General features: G+C 54.7%; 22 protein-coding genes and 1 tRNA gene. 1 reads left to right on the top strand and 22 read right to left on the bottom strand.

Annotated elements, in window-relative coordinates:
- Positions 1-24: 24 nt before the first annotated feature.
- From copZ to BN1190_RS06910, 16 genes are all read right to left on the bottom strand, one after another.
- A complete protein-coding gene (copZ, locus tag BN1190_RS06985; RefSeq protein WP_179860760.1) occupies positions 25-225 on the bottom strand; it encodes a copper chaperone CopZ in 201 nt (66 codons plus the stop codon).
- A gap of 69 nt (positions 226-294) precedes the next feature.
- Complete coding sequence (locus tag BN1190_RS06980) at positions 295-537, bottom strand: metal-sensitive transcriptional regulator (protein ID WP_082023375.1); 243 nt, start codon at positions 535-537, stop codon at positions 295-297.
- A gap of 182 nt (positions 538-719) precedes the next feature.
- Positions 720-1,046, bottom strand: coding sequence for a four-helix bundle copper-binding protein (locus BN1190_RS06975; RefSeq protein ID WP_040286264.1), 327 nt, complete (start codon positions 1,044-1,046; stop codon positions 720-722).
- 128 nt (positions 1,047-1,174) lie between these two features.
- Complete coding sequence (locus tag BN1190_RS06970; protein WP_040286263.1) at positions 1,175-1,714, bottom strand: DUF6241 domain-containing protein; 540 nt, start codon at positions 1,712-1,714, stop codon at positions 1,175-1,177.
- A 137-nt stretch (positions 1,715-1,851) separates the two neighbouring features.
- A tRNA-Arg gene (locus tag BN1190_RS06965) sits at positions 1,852-1,925 on the bottom strand.
- 89 nt (positions 1,926-2,014) lie between these two features.
- Complete coding sequence (locus tag BN1190_RS06960) at positions 2,015-2,518, bottom strand: metallophosphoesterase (RefSeq protein WP_040286262.1); 504 nt, start codon at positions 2,516-2,518, stop codon at positions 2,015-2,017.
- Positions 2,515-3,129 (bottom strand): XTP/dITP diphosphatase, encoded by a 615-nt coding sequence (locus BN1190_RS06955; protein ID WP_040286261.1) that lies wholly within the window; start codon positions 3,127-3,129, stop codon positions 2,515-2,517. Before BN1190_RS06955 ends, BN1190_RS06960 begins: the two co-directional genes overlap by 4 nt.
- Positions 3,126-3,884, bottom strand: a complete 759-nt coding sequence (rph, locus tag BN1190_RS06950) for a ribonuclease PH (protein WP_040286260.1) — start codon at positions 3,882-3,884, stop codon at positions 3,126-3,128. Before rph ends, BN1190_RS06955 begins: the two co-directional genes overlap by 4 nt.
- Before the next feature lie 100 nt (positions 3,885-3,984).
- Positions 3,985-4,803: a glutamate racemase gene (murI, locus tag BN1190_RS06945; RefSeq protein WP_040286259.1), complete on the bottom strand. Its 819-nt coding sequence runs from the start codon at positions 4,801-4,803 to the stop codon at positions 3,985-3,987.
- Complete coding sequence (locus BN1190_RS06940) at positions 4,800-5,255, bottom strand: MarR family winged helix-turn-helix transcriptional regulator (RefSeq protein ID WP_040286258.1); 456 nt, start codon at positions 5,253-5,255, stop codon at positions 4,800-4,802. Before BN1190_RS06940 ends, murI begins: the two co-directional genes overlap by 4 nt.
- A 102-nt stretch (positions 5,256-5,357) precedes the next feature.
- Entirely contained in the window at positions 5,358-5,747 is a 390-nt protein-coding gene (locus BN1190_RS06935; RefSeq protein ID WP_040286257.1) for an RDD family protein, read from the bottom strand.
- Between the two features lie 122 nt (positions 5,748-5,869).
- The gene (locus tag BN1190_RS06930; protein ID WP_040286256.1) at positions 5,870-6,094 is read right to left on the bottom strand and encodes a helix-turn-helix domain-containing protein; all 225 of its coding nucleotides are present in this window, start codon (positions 6,092-6,094) and stop codon (positions 5,870-5,872) included.
- Between the two features lie 61 nt (positions 6,095-6,155).
- Positions 6,156-6,611, bottom strand: a complete 456-nt coding sequence (locus tag BN1190_RS06925; protein WP_040286255.1) for an acyl-CoA thioesterase — start codon at positions 6,609-6,611, stop codon at positions 6,156-6,158.
- Between the two features lie 482 nt (positions 6,612-7,093).
- Positions 7,094-7,894 carry a succinate dehydrogenase iron-sulfur subunit gene (gene sdhB / locus BN1190_RS06920; protein ID WP_052461733.1) on the bottom strand — a complete coding sequence of 267 codons (801 nt, stop codon included), beginning with the start codon at positions 7,892-7,894 and terminating at the stop codon, positions 7,094-7,096.
- Between the two features lie 53 nt (positions 7,895-7,947).
- On the bottom strand, positions 7,948-9,696 hold the full coding sequence (gene sdhA / locus BN1190_RS06915) for a succinate dehydrogenase flavoprotein subunit (protein ID WP_040286254.1): 1,749 nt from the start codon (positions 9,694-9,696) through the stop codon (positions 7,948-7,950).
- A 43-nt stretch (positions 9,697-9,739) separates the two neighbouring features.
- The gene (locus BN1190_RS06910; protein WP_040286253.1) at positions 9,740-10,348 is read right to left on the bottom strand and encodes a succinate dehydrogenase cytochrome b558 subunit; all 609 of its coding nucleotides are present in this window, start codon (positions 10,346-10,348) and stop codon (positions 9,740-9,742) included.
- A gap of 227 nt (positions 10,349-10,575) precedes the next feature.
- Between BN1190_RS06910 and BN1190_RS06905 the strand changes: the two genes are divergently transcribed.
- Complete coding sequence (locus tag BN1190_RS06905) at positions 10,576-10,992, top strand: YslB family protein (protein WP_040286252.1); 417 nt, start codon at positions 10,576-10,578, stop codon at positions 10,990-10,992.
- Positions 10,993-11,255: 263 nt separating this feature from the next.
- Here the strand turns inward: BN1190_RS06905 and uvrC are convergent, their stop codons facing one another.
- The 6 genes from uvrC to BN1190_RS06875 all read right to left on the bottom strand — a co-directional run bounded on the left by uvrC (position 11,256) and on the right by BN1190_RS06875 (position 16,925).
- A complete protein-coding gene (uvrC, locus tag BN1190_RS06900) occupies positions 11,256-13,058 on the bottom strand; it encodes an excinuclease ABC subunit UvrC (RefSeq protein WP_040286251.1) in 1,803 nt (600 codons plus the stop codon).
- Positions 13,059-13,127: 69 nt separating this feature from the next.
- Positions 13,128-13,442: a thioredoxin gene (trxA, locus tag BN1190_RS06895; protein WP_040286250.1), complete on the bottom strand. Its 315-nt coding sequence runs from the start codon at positions 13,440-13,442 to the stop codon at positions 13,128-13,130.
- 180 nt (positions 13,443-13,622) lie between these two features.
- Entirely contained in the window at positions 13,623-14,606 is a 984-nt protein-coding gene (locus tag BN1190_RS06890; protein WP_040286249.1) for an electron transfer flavoprotein subunit alpha/FixB family protein, read from the bottom strand.
- A gap of 37 nt (positions 14,607-14,643) precedes the next feature.
- Positions 14,644-15,417, bottom strand: a complete 774-nt coding sequence (locus tag BN1190_RS06885) for an electron transfer flavoprotein subunit beta/FixA family protein (RefSeq protein ID WP_040286248.1) — start codon at positions 15,415-15,417, stop codon at positions 14,644-14,646.
- A gap of 21 nt (positions 15,418-15,438) precedes the next feature.
- Positions 15,439-16,212 carry an enoyl-CoA hydratase gene (locus BN1190_RS06880; RefSeq protein ID WP_040286247.1) on the bottom strand — a complete coding sequence of 258 codons (774 nt, stop codon included), beginning with the start codon at positions 16,210-16,212 and terminating at the stop codon, positions 15,439-15,441.
- Positions 16,213-16,343: 131 nt separating this feature from the next.
- Entirely contained in the window at positions 16,344-16,925 is a 582-nt protein-coding gene (locus BN1190_RS06875; RefSeq protein WP_040287181.1) for a TetR/AcrR family transcriptional regulator, read from the bottom strand.
- Between the last annotated feature and the right edge of the window lie 91 nt (positions 16,926-17,016).

Here is a 17,016-nt window from a genome sequence, read left to right as displayed (position 1 = left end):
GTCTGCAGCGGAAAGCGGTCTTCCTTAGACCACATCGTACCCCTGATCCTCGATCGTCTCTTTCACTTGCTTCATTGTTGCCTCGTTATCATACTCGACAGTCACTTGGTTTGCAGGCAGGTCGACTTTGACCGATGACACACCGGCAAGTTCCCCGACATTCGTTTCCACCGCGTTGACACAGTGCTGGCACGACATTCCTTCGACATTCAATACTTCTTTCATGATAACAGCCTCCTTCATTGGAATTCAGTTCACTATACCATACCCTCGACAGGTATGGAAATCACCGACTTACTTCGTCATCGTCCGCATGACGGACATCAGTTCTTCGATCGCCGCATCGCCGTCTTGCCCTTTGATGGCATTCGCGACACAGTGCGTCGTATGATCCTCGAGAAGTGCGAGTGACACTTTGTTGATGGCCGACTGGATGGCGCTGATCTGGTGCAAGATGTCGACGCAATAGCGGTCGTTCTCGATCATCTGATGGACGCCGCGGACCTGGCCTTCGATCCGTTTCAGGCGTGTCAGCATCTGCTGCTTGTTCGGCTGGACCGTCTTCTTATTTGTTCCTAGGTTCGTCTCCGTCACGGCGCTCACCCTTTCGTATACCCTATACCCCTATCCTAACACGCAAGGTTCAGATACGCAACCAGACGGATTTCATTCAAAAAACCGGCTTGGGATGGATACCCCTCACCGGTTTTACGAGTGGATCATGCTGCGAGCTTGCGGCATGTCTCTGCGCACTTCTTGCAGTGTTCCGCACAGCGCTGGCAGTGATCGTGGTCATGCTTGCCGCATTCCTCGCCGCACTTCTCACAGACATCCGCACAAAGCTGCAGGATCTGCTTCGTGAACGGGCTGTTGCGTGTGATCGCCTGGACAGCATATGCACATGCGTCGGCACATTCACGGTCGAGCCGGATGCACTCCGCCATCATCTTGACGTCCTCTTCCTTCAGGCACGCGTCGAAACAGTTGTTGCACGCCTCGATGCACTCCGAGAGTACGGAGAGGGCTTCTTTGTATTGCGTTTCCATTTTACATCTCCTCCTGTTAGGTTGAAAAGTGGTGTTGCTTTTCTTTTCCCCGCTAGGATGGCATAAAACGTGAAAGGATAAACTCCTAAGAAACTCCTTATACGGCTTATCCACGCCGTCACTTGCCGTTACTCGTTCGTCTTGTAGTGTTTTCTGATGAATTCCTGCTCCTGCTCGATCGTCAGAATGCCTGTCGCTTTTCCGACCGTGCCGCCTTGCATGTCCCAAATTGTATTGTGATCCTGATCGACAGCGGAGAAATCATCGTTCGACCAGCGCTGCAGTATATCCAAATATACGTCAGCATTTTTTCCGTATTTCTTTTTGTTCTTCTCTACAACCTCTGTCAACCGTTCAACCCTGTCCTGTGTCATCGGCAGGAACCCCCATTTGTCTTCTGCTCTCACTTTCTGATGGGACATGGCATGGATGGCGTTTTCAACCTTCAACTGATCCATCGATGCCGGGAATTCCTCTTCCACAGGGACATCCCTGTCTTCCTCGATTGTCAGAATGGGGGCCTTACCGCTATTTTCTGTCGGCCGGTTTGTTTTCTTGATGGTCACACGGTCTTTCCCTGGCTCATTGATGAGGAAATAGGCTGCCGCACCGATAAGGACGACGCCCAGTATGATGAGTGTTTTTTCATAGAACTCCTCCCCCTCCATCCTAATACACCAAGATGTGGAACTCAACGGTCGTTTTCATACTGGCCCTATCCAGGTCTTGCCTTTTTTATAAGTTGCCAAGGACATAAAAACAGCTTCTCAAATTTGAATTGAGAAGCTGTTTCAGATAGTTTATACGTCCCAGGAGGGATTCGAACCCCCGACCGACGCCTTAGAAGGGCGTTGCTCTATCCAGCTGAGCTACTGAGACAACTGCGTTCCCTGAGTTGTGAAGATCTGGTTGTGATCGGAACGACAGGTTTTATTATAGGCAAAGCTGGGTGTGAAGTCAATAGTAAATTAGCGGAGGCTGAATTGTGCGGTCTCGACGACCGCTCCGCTCAGCGGATCCTTAAATGTCACGGTGAGTGCGTCACCGTCTTCAATGACCGCGTAGGTCGCTGCCCGGCCGCCCCTCGGCTGCACGGTGCTGCCCGGATTGACGTAAAGCAAGCCGTCTTCGCGTTCTGCGCCATACAGGTGGGAGTGGCCGAACAGGACGATGTCTGCGCCGGCTTCGGCTGCTGCGTATTTCAGCTGCAGCAGCGACTCTTTGACGTCGTGCCGGTGGCCGTGCACCATGAGCACCCGTCTGCCCGCCACATCGGCCCGTATGGCGTCTTCGAAGCGTGCGCCCCAGTCACAGTTGCCCTGGACGATCCGTATGCCTTCCAGCACCTGTGCGTCGGACGTGAGCTCGCTGTCGCCGCAATGGAAGACGGCGTCTGCATCGGTCTCCCGGCGGCGGATCGCCCCGATCGTCTTCGTATCGCCGTGCGAATCGCTCAATACGACCAGTTTCACTGACGATCGCCCGCTTCGCTGACCAGTTTCGGCAGTTCCGCTTCGAATTTCCGCATCGCTTCGCCGCGGTGGGAGTACTCCGCCTTCTCCGTCGGCGTCATCTCCCCCATCGACTTGCGCGCCTGCGGGACGTAGAAGATCGGATCGTAGCCGAAGCCGCCCTCGCCCCGGCGTTCGAACAGGATGTTCCCTTCACAGCTGCCGGAGAATGTCTTCGTCTCCATGCCCGGCCCCGCAATCGCGAGCACACAGCGGAAGCGCGCCTGACGGGAGCCTTCCGGAACGCCTTCCAGGTTGGTCAGTGCTTTGTCGATGTTGGCCTGGTCGTCTTTCGGTTCGCCTGCATACCGGGCGGAGTAGACGCCGGGCTCGCCGTTCAGCGCATCGATTTCAAGGCCGCTGTCGTCCGAGATGACCCATATGTTCAGGAGCTTGGCGGTTTCTTCCGCCTTCAGGATCGCATTCTCCTCGAATGTCGTCCCCGTCTCGTCCACTTCGATCGGCTCGTCCAGGTCCTGGAGCGAGCGGACGGTGATGCCGTGCGGCTTGAACAGCACTTCGAAGTCCTTCACTTTGCCTTTGTTGTTCGTTGCGATCAATACTTCCTTCATTGCGCTGCCTCCTCGTGTGATTCGATTTGTGCGCAGATCGGGCCGAGTGCTTCTTTCTGCAGACCGATCAGCTGATGGATGCCGGTTTCCGCCAAGTCCAGCAGGCCGTTCATCTCCGCACGGGTGAATGTCGATTCCTCGCCAGTCCCCTGCAGTTCGACGAATTCACCGGCGCTCGTCATGACGACGTTCATATCGACGGCTGCCGAGGAGTCCTCCAAGTAGTCAAGATCCAGGATGAGCGCGCCGTCCTCTTTCTTTCCGACGCTCGTCGCCGCGAGATACTGCCGGATCGGGAACTTCGCGAGCTTCTTGTCGGCTGCAATGCCCGCCGCAGCCATCGCCATCGCGACGTATGCTCCGGTGATCGACGCGGTGCGTGTGCCTCCGTCCGCCTGGATGACGTCGCAGTCGATCCAGATCGTGCGCTCGCCGAGTGCTTCAAGGTCGATGACCGAACGGAGCGCCCGTCCGATGAGCCGCTGGATCTCCATCGTGCGTCCGCCGATCTTGCCCCGTGACGCTTCACGCTGCGTGCGCTGGCCGGTTGCGCGCGGCAGCATCGAGTACTCCGCGGTGACCCAGCCTTTTCCGCTTCCCCGCAGGAATGGCGGTACGCGGTCCTCGACGGATGCCGTACAGATCACTTTCGTATTGCCGACCGTGATGAGCACGGAGCCTTCCGGGTGCAGCAGGAAGTCCTTTTCTATCGTTACGTTTCTCAGTTCGTTGTTCGTTCGTCCGTCGTGTCTCAAATCACATACCCTCTTTCTTTTCATTCGTCCATTTTAGCATACCCATCGGAACCCGCGCAAAAGCCCGGCGGAGGAGCACACCGGGCGGAATGTTCTGCTATTATTGCGGTACAGGGAGCGTCAGCCGGCCGACAGCAGGTGATTGTATGCCGAGCCAGTCCGCCGTGATTGTCCTGAAATGCTCAGGGTTTCCCGTCGTATGGAAACGCGAACTTCCGCGTTCATCGCTCTGCCGCCTGTTTCCCTCAGCCTCCAGGAGCTGTATGACCGTATCCGCAGTTGCGGCACCTGACGTCACGAGTGCCGTCCCGTCCGGCAGATGCTTCCGGATGAACGGAGCGAGCAGCGGGAAATGCGTGCAGCCTAAAATGACGGTGTCGAACGATTCGCTCTGCAGCGGCAGGAGCGCCTGCTTCACCGCCTCGTCGGCCGTTTGTGTCTTGTAGACTGCCTGTTCCACGAGCGGCACGAACGTCGGACAGGCGAGCTGCAGGACGTCCGCATGCGGTGAAAGGCCGTGTATCGCCTCGCGGTACGCACCGCTCTTCACGGTGCCGATCGTGCCGAGCACAGCGATCCGTTTCGTATCCGACTTACGGACAGCTGTGCGTGCGCCCGGGTCGATGACGCCGATAATCGGGAATGTGAACAGCGGCCGCACGTGATCGAGGGCGAATGCTGTCGCCGTGTTGCAGGCGATGACGGCGAGCTTGACGCCGAACCGGTCGAGTGCGCCGATCAGCTGCTTCGTAAAGCGGATGATCTCTTGCGGGGACCGGCTGCCGTATGGGCAGCGGGCGTCGTCCCCGATGTAGATGAAGTTCTCCTCCGGCATCCGTTCCAGCAGTTCTTTCATGACGGTCAGGCCGCCCACTCCTGAATCGATGATGCCGATCGGGTAGTCCGCTGTCCCGCTCATTTCGGTTCCGGGCTCATTTCCACGTGAAGTTTCGACAGCAGATCCGTGAATGACCGGAGTTCCTCTTCACTGAAGTCCTTCATGACATCCTCCAGGTACTGACGCCGCTTGTCGATCACTTCCTGGATGACGCGCCCGCCTTCTTCGAGCAGATGGATGCGGACGACACGGCGGTCCTTGTCATCCCTCACCCGCTTGACGAGTTCGTTTTTCTCCATCCGGTCGACGAGGTCCGTCGTCGTGCTGAAAGCTAGATACATTTTGTTCGACAGATCGCCGATCGTCATATCCCCATGCTCGAACAGCCACTGCAAGGCGACGAACTGCGGCGGCGTAATCGTATAATTGCTGAGGATTTTGCGCCCCTGCTGCTTGATGATCGCGGCGATGTAGCGCAGATCCTTTTCCATTCGGTGGATTTCTTCTTGTTTCGTGTCCATGTTTTCAGTCATCAGTACCCACTCCAAGTCATGAGTTTGCTTATTATTTTCCTCTTAACCCGGGGAAAAAGCAATAGTTATGTCAAACTCATGGGTTTTCGGTGTGCCTGTAAGTCACGCTTCCTCGACGATCGTGCCGGCGAAGCGGTCTTGCGGAAGCTGTCTGCCGCCTTCCTGTTCGAACGTCTTCCGATGTGTGAAGTACTGGATGCCGCTGACGGACTCCCGGTAGACGATCCGTTTGGCGATCTGGACGCCGGATGGTTTTCCGCCGTTTTCATCCTCAAGCTGGAGTCCGGTGAGCCTGTAGCCGACCGTCTGCCCTTTCGTATATAGCTGGGCGAATTCGAGGGTTCCCGCGATGACGGACGGCGTCACCAGGTTATGGACCGCTTCACTTTTCACTTTCTTCCGCAGCAGGTATTCCGTGAATGCCGTGACCGCTGCGTTGACGGCATGATCGATCATGTATGCTTTCAGACGCTTTTTTGTAATTTCTTTCATCTTTTCTCCTCCTCGACTTGTATATTGGTTCAAAATGAAGTATACCAGATCTGTCCGATATTCTTCCGAATCACGAAAAAAGACTGCAGACATCTCTGCAGTCTTCCATACCCGCTTTGCGGTCAATCAATGCTCAATTCACCGAGCCGGATCAATTCGATCATCGCCTGGGCTCTGCCAGAGACCCCAAGTTTCTGGATGGTGTTCGAAATATGATTCCGAACTGTTTTTTCACTGATGCCCAATTCGCCGGCAATCTCTTTTGTTGTGTGATCGGCAATCAGCAGCGTGAATATTTGCCGTTCCCTGCCCGTCAGCACAGAACGGCTGCTAAACTCCTCATTCAAGACGCGCCCCTCCCATCGGTTTCTCTTTACAGTATTCCAACTGTGGAGAGGCTGTGCCGGCTCAGTTCCTGGTTTTCTCGCAGAATTGCTCTTTCTCGTGTTCACTCCACGGAACACCCGACCCGGTTTTCTTGGAAATCTGCACCATGGCACCGCGCCCTGTGAAAACGATGTCTCCCTTTTCGTTCTTCCCCATGTAATGGATATCGACGGAACTTCGTCCGATCGAACCGGCTTTGACATGAACGTCCACCGTTTCATCGAAAAACACTTGTTTCATATAATCGCATTGGAGATCGGCGACGACAGGGATGCAGTCGCCGTCCGGATCGAGCCAGTCATTCATGAGGCCGATATGTTTAAGATAGTCGATGCGCGCCTGCTCGAAATAGGCGAATGTCACCGTATTATTCAAATGGCCGAACATATCCGTCTCGGAAAAACGGACACGGATCGGCACGGAGAAACGAAAGCCCTCCTGCCACTCTTCGAAGTTCTCAATATACGTCTGTTTCAATCAAAACGCCCCCCAGTCTGATAAGTGAATACTCATTCATTTATCAGTATAGCAAAGTTATCTGAAAATAAGAAGTGAGATTGACTTGTCAAGTGCATTATACGCGGCACAGGCTGTACGAGGCATGCGAGTTGAGCCGCGGAAGTCGGTGACGGCTCCATCGCCTTGGGTGTTCCACAGGAAATGCGGAGCGCAGCGGAGCCGGCAAGCTAAGGGGTTGAAACTTTTTTTGGAATGGACGTCTTTATGAGCGGTTTGGACAAGTTTATGAGCGCTATTTTAGTTTAATGATCACTACTGGAGATTTATGAGCGGTAATCGCTTTTTATGAGCAGATTCCGGGATTTATGAGCAAAAACTCTTTTTTATGAGCGGAATGACCCGGTTTATGAGCGCAGGCCGCCTTGCCCCCATTCAACGAAAGAAAAAACACCCGGACGGCCAGCGAACAGCTGGCAATCCGGGTGTTGGACTGGCGGGGATCAGTCCACCATATGGTCGCTTCCGAAGAAGTTCTTGAACATCTGAACCGTTGTTGCACGGTTCATGGATGCGATGGACGTCGTCAATGGAATACCTTTCGGGCAAGCCACGACACAGTTCTGGGAGTTCCCGCACTCGGCGAGGCCTCCGTCTGTCATCAACGCTGCGAGACGCTCATCTTTGTTCTTCGCGCCAGTTGGATGCGTGTTGAACAGGCGGACTTGCGAAATCGCGAACGGCCCCATGAAGTTTGTCGAGTCGTTGACGTTCGGGCATGCCTCGAGGCAGACGCCGCATGTCATGCATTTCGACAGCTCGTATGCCCACTGGCGCTTGCGCTCCGGCATACGGGGACCTTCACCGAGATCGTACGTTCCGTCAATCGGAACCCATGCTTTGATTTTCTTGAGGGAGTCGAACATGCCTTCACGGTCGACCATCAAGTCACGGACAACCGGGAATGTGCGCATCGGCTCCAGTTTGATCGGCTGTGTGAGCTGATCGACGAGGGCTGTACACGACTGGCGCGGACGGCCGTTGATGACCATCGAGCAGGCACCGCATACTTCCTCGAGACAGTTCATGTCCCAGTTGATCGGTGTAGTTTTCTCGCCCTTCGAATTGACCGGGTTACGTCGGATTTCCATCAATGCGGAAATGACGTTCATGTTAGGCTTATATGGGATTTCGAAAGACTCCATGTATGGCGCGGATTCAGGTGTATCCTGACGCTGGATTTCGAAAATAACTGTTTTACCGGGTGCTGTCTTTTCTGCGACAGCGGTTTGTTGTTCACTCATTTCCGTCAGTCTCCTTTCGATGCGGAATAATCGTGCAGCGATACGCCGGGCACTTAGTGGGCTGACGTATAGTCGCGCTTACGAGGCGGGATCAGGGATGTATCGACCTCTTCGTAAGAGATGATCGGTGCGGACTTTCCGTCGAACTGGGCAATCGTCGTTTTCAGGAAGTTCTCGTCGTCACGTTCCGGGAAGTCCGGCTTGTAATGCGCGCCGCGGCTTTCGTCACGTTTCAGGGCACCGAGTGTGATGACCCGTGCCAAGTATAGCATGTTTTTCAGCTGACGCGTAAACGTTGCGCCTTGGTTGGACCACTGCTGCGTATCTGTCATATCGATGTTTTCCCAGCGCTCGAGGAGCTCCTGGATCTTCTTGTCTGTCGCCTCGAGACGATCGTTGTACCGGACAACGGTCACGTTCTCCGTCATCAGCTCGCCAAGTTCCCGGTGAATGACATATGCATTCTCGGTCCCCTTCATGCTGATGATTTTATCCCACTTGTCCTGCTCTTCTTTGACCGCGTCGTCGAAGATCTTGGAAGGCAGATCATCCGCAGATGTCTTGAGACCTTTCATGTACTTGACGGCTTCCGGTCCTGCGAGCATACCGCCGTATACCGCAGAAAGGAGGGAGTTCGCACCGAGACGGTTTCCGCCATGCTGTGAGTAGTCACATTCACCCGCCGCAAACAATCCTGGGATGGACGTGTGCTGTTCGTAGTCGACCCACAGTCCGCCCATTGAGTAATGGACTGCCGGGAAGATCTTCATCGGCACTTTGCGCGGATCTTCGCCTGTGAACTTCTCGTAGATTTCGATGATGCCGCCGAGTTTGACGTCAAGCTCATGCGGATCTTTATGGGACAGGTCGAGATAGACCATGTTCTCGCCGTTGATGCCGAGCTTCTGGTTCACACAGACGTCGAAGATCTCACGTGTCGCGATATCCCGCGGCACGAGGTTACCGTATGCCGGGTATTTCTCTTCGAGGAAGTACCAAGGCTTGCCGTCTTTGTACGTCCAGATCCGTCCGCCTTCCCCACGTGCGGATTCACTCATGAGACGCAGTTTGTCGTCTCCCGGAATCGCAGTCGGGTGGATTTGGATGAATTCGCCGTTCGCATATTTCGCACCCTGCTGATAGACGATCGAAGCGGCCGATCCTGTATTGATGACCGAGTTCGTCGACTTCCCGAAGATGATTCCCGGTCCGCCGGTCGCCATGATGACCGCATCCGCAGGGAATGCTTTGATTTCCATTGTCCGGAGGTCCTGCGCACGGATTCCGCGGCAGATGCCTTCTTCGTCAAGTACCACACCAAGGAATTCCCAGTGTTCATACTTCTGCACAAGACCTGCGACTTCCTGTGCACGGACCTGCTCGTCCAATGCATACAGGAGCTGCTGGCCTGTCGTCGCGCCGGCATATGCCGTACGGTGGTGCATCGTTCCGCCGAAACGGCGGAAGTCAAGAAGGCCTTCCGGTGTCCGGTTGAACATGACGCCCATCCGGTCGAACAGGTGGATGATACTCGGTGCCGCGTCCGCCATCGCTTTTACCGGAGGCTGGTTGGCCAGGAAGTCCCCGCCATATACCGTATCGTCAAAGTGGATCCATGGGGAGTCGCCTTCCCCTTTCGTATTCACCGCACCGTTGATACCGCCCTGGGCACAGACGGAGTGGGAACGTTTAACAGGTACGAGGGAAAACAAGTCGACTCCGACGCCTTCTTCTGATGCCTTGATGGTTGCCATAAGTCCGGCGAGACCGCCGCCTACGACAATCACTCTGCCTTTTGACATAGTTGTTTCACTCCTCAAAATTTACATGATTACAAAATTGTTCTTAGACGAATGCGAACAGTGCACGCAGACCGATAACCGTCAGAACAACGAAAAAGATCATAGTTACATAAGAGACGATACGCTGGGAACGCGGTGACTGTGCAAGTCCCCAAGTAACGAGGAATGACCAGATACCGTTCGCCAGGTGGAACGTTGCTGCGATGATTCCAAGTGCATAGAACACGATCATGAACGGGTTGCTCAGGATGTCAGCCATCATGTCGAAGTTGACTTCCGTACCGAACAGTTTCTGGATACGTGTCTCGTAGATGTGCCATGCGATGAAGATGACCAGGAATACACCTGAAATCCGCTGGAGCATGAACATCCAGTTACGGAACGTGCCGTAGCGCTGCACGTTGTTTTTCGAAGTGAACGCAAGATAGACTCCGTAAAACGCGTGGAACATGAGCGGTATGTAGATGACGAACCATTCGAGGAAATAGATGAACGGCAGGTTTTCAATGAAATGTGCCGCTGTGTTGAATGATTCAACACCTCTTGTTGCGAAATGGTTGATGATCAAGTGCTGCGTCACGAACAGGCCGATCGGAATGATCCCGAGCAGTGAATGCAGGCGTCGCCAATAGAACTCTGATTCTCTCACCAAGTGATTTACCCTCCCTTAATATATGAGCCGGATTGTGTGTACATCGCCGTACGTTTGCGAACGAATGATTGACGGTCCGTCTCTTCGTGTTACAATATAATAACATGTACATTGTACTCTTCCATTTTGGGTAGGTCAAGGTGACTCGCTTATTTGGTGCGTCTTTTCCGCATGTTGAGGCTATTCTAAAATAGTAAATAGATTACGATGAAAGGGATGCTTGCGTTTTGGCAAACGAGACCACTGGACAGCCGACCCGCTTCGGTTATGAGCTGCTGAGAGATCATGTGATCCCGGATATCCTCGGTAAGCATGAAGATGATATTCTGTATTGGGCCGGCAAAGAGATCGCCCGCAAGTTCCCTGTTTTTTCGGTGGATGAAGTCCCCCAATTTTTCAAGGAAGCCGGCTGGGGGACGCTCGTGCGCGTGTCATCCGGCAAAGAGGAAATCGATTATGAATTGACGGATCGGCTGGAGTCGCCGGCGACCGAGGATGCGTTCAGCCTGGAATCCGGATTCCTCGCCGAGCAGCATCAGATCGCGAACGGCTGCCTGACCGAGTGTTATGGATCGCGTGACGCCGACACGGGCCGCATCGTTTTGCAGGTCCGCTGGGATGAGACGTATAACTTAGGTGACTGATGGATGGACCGGAGGGGCTTGCGGCCTCTCCGGTTTTTTGTGTTCGGGTGTTGCAGTGCTGCAGGATACGGACCGCTCCATTCAAGCGGCGAACCGCTCGTTTCAGTCGGCGAACCGCTCCATTCTTGCAGCTGACCGATCATATAGTACCGCTAAGCGATCAATTGCTGGTGCTGACCGATCATTTCCTCACCATAATCGCTCAATTCCTCATGCCCCTCCCCCGTCACAGCACAAAAAACGGACCCGCCACAGGTCCGTTGTCAGTCTTGCGCTTCCTCTTTCGCTTTCGCCTGCTCCGTGAAATATTCTGTCACCGATTCGGCGACGGACTTCGGGAGGCCGGCTTCGATGAGCTGGTCGGTGGTGGCGGCCTTAATTTTCTTGACGGAGCCGAAGTGCTTGAGCAGCTTCTGCTTCCGTTTCGGCCCGACGCCGGGCAGTCCATCGAGCGAGGACACGAGCGAGCCGGCCTGGCGCCGCTGCCGGTGGAACGTGATGGCGAACCGGTGCACTTCGTCCTGGATGCGCTGCAGCAGGTAGAACGCTTCGCTCGAGCGCTTCAGCGGGATCAGTTCCGGTGGCGACCCGTACAGCAGGTTCGCGGTCTGGTGTTTCTCGTCCTTGGCGAGACCGGCGATCGGGATCGACAGGCCGAGCTCGTCTTCGATCACTTCGCGGGCGATGTTCATCTGCCCTTTCCCGCCATCGATGACGATCAGGTCAGGCAGCGGGAGATCGTCCTTCAGCACGCGGCTGTACCGGCGCCGGATCACTTCCCGCATCGCCCCGTAGTCATCATGCGCTGCGGCCGTCTTCGTCTTGTATTTCCGGTAGTCCTTCCGGTTCGGCTTGCCGTCAACGAACGATACCATTGCCGATACCGGCTCGACGCCGTGCGTGTGCGAGTTGTCGAACGCTTCGATGCGCAGCGGGATGGAGATGTTCATCGCATCGCCGAGTTCCTCGCAGGCGCCGACTGTCCGTTCCTCCTGCCGGTCGAGCAGCTGGAATTTCTGCCGCAGGGAAATCGCTGCGTTCTTGTTGGCGAGCTGCACGAGATCCTTCTTCTTGCCCCGCTGCGGAATGTACGCGTGCACATCGAGCAGCTGCTCGACAAGATCTTTGTCGGTATCCTGCGGCAGCAGCACTTCGCTCGGTTTGATGTGCGCGGCTTTGCTGTAGAACTGGCCGATGAACGTCAGCAGTTCCTCTTCCGGATCCTGGTACATCGGGAACAGCGAGACGTCGCGCTCAATCAGCTTGCCCTGACGCACGAAGAACACCTGCACGCACATCCAGCCCTTTTCGACGGCGTAGCCGAAGATGTCACGGTCCTTGAAATCGTGCATCGTCATCGTCTGCTTCTCCATGACCGTTTCGATGTTCGTGATCTGGTCGCGGTACTCCGTCGCCCGCTCGAATTCGAGGTTCTCGGCAGCGGCATTCATCTTCACGGTGAGCTCTTTCTTCATTTCTTTATAGCCGCCGTTCAGGAACCGGGCGATGTCGTCGGTCATCTCCTTGTACGTCTCCTTCGATACGTCGTAGACGCACGGCGCCAGGCACTGGCCCATATGGTAATACAGGCAGACCCGGTCCGGCAGCGTATGGCATTTCCGGTACGGATACAGCCGGTCGAGCAGTTTCTTCGTCTCGGTCGCTGCCGTGACGTTCGGATACGGACCGAAATAGCGGCCTTTGTCCTTTTTGACGATCCGCGTGACGATCAGTTTCGGATGGCGTTCCGCGGTCAGCTTCAGATACGGATACGTCTTATCGTCCTTCAGCATGATGTTGTATTTCGGATCGTACTGCTTGATGAGGTTCAGCTCCAGGATGAGCGCCTCGATGTTGGACGACGTGATGATGAACTCGAAGTCCTCGATTTCGGAGACGAGCCGCTGGGTTTTCGCGTCATGGGATCCGGTGAAATAGCTGCGGACCCGGTTTTTCAGCACTTTCGCCTTACCGACGTAGATGATGGTGCCCTGCCTGTCTTTCATGAGATAGCACCCGGGATCATCGGGAAGGATGGCGAGCTTCTGCTGGATCAATTCATTCATGGTTATCTGTCACCTGCCAAAAAAACCGGGTTCCGCTGAGAACAGGGACCCGGTCTTGAGATAGTAAGCTTATGCGTGCTGGTCAACCAATTTTGCAAGTTCCTCTTTCGGACGGAAGCCGACTACTTTGTCGACAGTTTCGCCGTCTTTCATGACGAGGAGTGTCGGGATCGACATGATGCCGAATTTGCTTGCAGTTCCCTGGTTGTCATCCACGTTCACTTTCACGATCTGCGCTTTGCCTTCGATTTCGCCGTCCAATTCTTCAAGAACCGGAGCGATCATCTTACAAGGCCCGCACCATGGTGCCCAGAAGTCAACGAGTACGACACCTTCACTTGTCTTTTCAGTAAAGTCTGCATCAGTAGCGTTCAGAATAGCCATTGGATAATTCCTCCTTTGTAGGTAACAACTCTGGAACAAGTATATCATGCACATTCACCCGAGGCGAAAAATCTGCTTATAGCGCTTACAGCACCTGCGGGATGGATCGCTTGCAGGATCCGCTCCGGTAAAACAGGGCCTTCCATTCAAGTACAAATGGAAGGCCCTGCCGAAATGTGATTATGCAGTCTGACCCGCTTTGAGTTTCTTCACTTCGTCGATCAGGATCGGCATGACGTCGAACAGGTCGCCGACGATTCCATAGTCCGCCACTTTGAAGATGTTGGCTTCCGGATCTTTGTTGATGGCGACGATGATCTTGGAGTTCGACATACCCGCCATGTGCTGGATCGCGCCGGAGATGCCGACCGCGATGTACAGGTCAGGCGTGACGACTTTCCCTGTCTGGCCGATCTGGAGCGAGTAATCACAGTAGTCCGCATCACACGCACCGCGGGATGCGCCGACTGCGCCGCCGAGCAGATCCGCGAGTTCTTCGAGCGGTTTAAAACCGTCTTCGCTCTTGACGCCGCGTCCGCCTGCTACGATGACTTTCGCTTCGGAGAGGTCGACCCCTTCGGATGCTTTCCGTACGACGTCCGCGATGACGGAGCGGAGGTTCGTGATGTCCGCAGATACGGATGACACGTCACCAGAGCGGCTGTCGTCCTTCTCAAGCGGTTCGATGTTGTTCGGACGGATCGTCACGAACAGCAGTCCTTCTTTGTTCTTGACCTTCTCGAATGCTTTTCCGGAGTAGATCGGGCGGATGAATTCCGCATCGTCGCCTTCCCCTTCGATCGTTGTAACATCCGAAATGAGTCCCGAGCCGAGTTTGGCTGCGATCTTCGGGGAGAGGTCCTTCCCGAGTGCTGTATGCCCCATGACGATGGCTTCCGGCTTTTCCTGTTCATAGACAGCCATGAACGCCTGGCCGAAGCCGTCGGATGTATACTGCTTCAAGTCCGCATTCTCAACAGTGACGACACGGTCCGCCCCGTGCTGGATCATGTCCTGCGCAAGGTTCTCCACTGATTCCCCGATGAGTACGCCTGTGATCGTGCCGCCTCCTGAAATCTGCTTCGCCGCCGCTATGGCTTCAAAGGATACGTTCCGCAATTCGCCTTCGCGAGTTTCGCCCAGTACTAACACATTTTTTGACATGTTTTGTCCCTCCTAGAACGGTTTAAATGGTCCGAAATCAGATGACTTTCGCTTCTTTGCTGAGCAGTGTGACCAGTTCGCTCACCTGGTCCGCCACTTCGCCTTCGAGGATCCGCCCTGCCTCTTTTGCAGGCGGCATGAAGATGTCGACAGTTTCCGTTTTCGCTTCGACATCGTCTTCGTCGAGATCCAGATCATCGAGTTCCAGTTCTTCAAGCGGTTTCTTTTTCGCTTTCATGATCCCCGGCAGTGATGGATAGCGCGGTTCGTTCAATCCCTGCTGTGCCGTCACGAGGAGCGGCAGGGCAGTCTTGATCGTCTCCGAGTCCCCTTCCACGTCGCGGACGAGTGTCGCATCGGTGCCGTCCAGCTTGAGGTCGGTGATCGTCGTCACGCAGTTGATGCCGAGGAGTTCCGCAACACGCGGGCCGACCTGGCCGGAGCCGCCGTCGATTGCGACGTTTCCTGCAATGATGAGATCCGCGTCTTTGTCTTTCAAGTATTCGGCGATGATCTTGGCTGCCGAGAACTCATCCATTTCATCGAGATCGTCTTCCGTGTTGATGAGAACCGCTTTGTCAGCCCCCATCGCAAGCGCTGTGCGGAGCTGCTTTTCCGCGTCCTCACCGCCGAGTGACAGGACGGTCACTTCCCCGCCGTGTTCGTCGCGGACCTGGATCGCTTCCTCGACCGCATACTCGTCATACGGGTTGATGATGAATTCTGCACCGTCGTCCTGGATTTCACCATTTTTTACAACGATTTTTTCCTCTGTGTCAAATGTGCGTTTTACCAAAGCATAGATATTCATATTGCTGACCTCCTCAACTTTTTATCGTCCATTGAATTTCGGTTTGCGTTTTTCGATGAATGCCTGGATGCCCTCTTTTGCGTCTTCCGACACGAAGACCTGACCGAAGGAGTCGGCTTCCGCCTGTACGCCTTTGCGGTACGAATCGTCTTTCGTATACTGCAGCATGCGCAGTGCCGCCTGCATGGCGACCGGGCTCTTCTCTGCAATTTTGTGTGCGATTGCAAGAGTTTCCGTCATCAGGTCCTCTTCCGGGAAGGCGCGGTTCGCGAGCCCCCACAGCACGGCTTCGGTTCCTGTGATCGGTTCACTCGTCAGCAGCATCTCCGCTGCTTTTGCCTTGCCGACATATCCCGGCAGGCGCTGGGTTCCCGCAAATCCGGGAATCAGGCCGAGCTGCAGTTCCGGCAGGCCGAGTTTCGCAGTTTCCGTCACAAAACGCATATGGCAGGCCATCGCCAGTTCCAGTCCGCCGCCGAGTGCGGCACCGTGGATAGCTGCAATGACCGGCTTGTGATACGTCTCGAGACGTTCGAAGACCGCCTGGCCGTCGCTCGAAAGTTTCGAGAATTCAGCGCCTGAAGAAACTGTCGTGAATTCCTTGATGTCCGCGCCGGCGGAGAAGAAATTCCCTTCGCCGCGCAGGACGATCACACGGACGTCATCGATGTCTTTCAGCTGTTCGAGCAGTTCCCCGACCTCAAGAATGAGGGCGCGTGCCAGGGCGTTCGCCGGCGGCCTGTTGATGGAGGCGACGGCAACCCCCCGGTCGATCGTTACGGATAAAAACTCCATGTCATCCCATCCTTTTTCAGTACAGTGTGCTGGTTGTTAACTAGAAATGGAAGCGCCTTCAATGATAGCATACATGTTTCACTGATTTAAAGATTTATACTTATTCCGCATCCGGCTGCCGGGTGTGCTGCTCAGCCTTTCATGCCGGAGAGCAGCAGCTTATGGACTTTTGGTGCAAGTTCCGTGAGACCGTATTTCTGGTCGTTCATGACCCAGGACGTGCACGTCTCGTCGATCGTGCCGAAGACCATTTGCCGGGCGAGCCGGGTGTCGAGATCCTGCGCGAATTCGCCGTTTGCGATCCCCTCTTTCAGGATGGCGTCCATGAGCGTCATGTACTCTTTCAGCACTTCATTGATACGGAAGCGCAGTTCCTTGCCTGACTGCCGCAGTTCAAGCTGCGTGACAATGGCCAGGTTGCGGTCCTCGTGGAGGACGTTGAAATGGTTCTGGATCAGTTTATACAGCTTCTCTGAAGCCGGGCAGTCCATTTCCAGAATTTCTTTGACGTAGTCTGCGAAGACGGCCATCTTTTCCTGGAACACGGAGATGAGGATGTCTTCTTTGTTCTTGAAGTAGAGATAGATGGTACCGTCTGCGACGCCCGCCTCTTTTGCGATTTTGGACACTTGCGCCTGATGGTAGCCGTTCTGTGCGATCACTGCGACGGCAGCGTCTACGATTTTCTTATATTTCGGTTTTTCCCGCTTCAGTTTGCTCACCACCATCATTGATTGAATAAAAAAGAAAATATGAATGATGGTTCATTCATATTTTCATAGTAATCGCTATTCAGTTTTCCGT

It is taken from the genome of Sporosarcina koreensis (genome assembly GCF_000826145.2).
GTDB classification, from domain to species: domain Bacteria; phylum Bacillota; class Bacilli; order Bacillales_A; family Planococcaceae; genus Sporosarcina; species Sporosarcina trichiuri.
The sequence above is the reverse complement of the archived record's forward strand: the minus strand, read 5'-3'. Positions and strand labels throughout refer to the sequence as shown.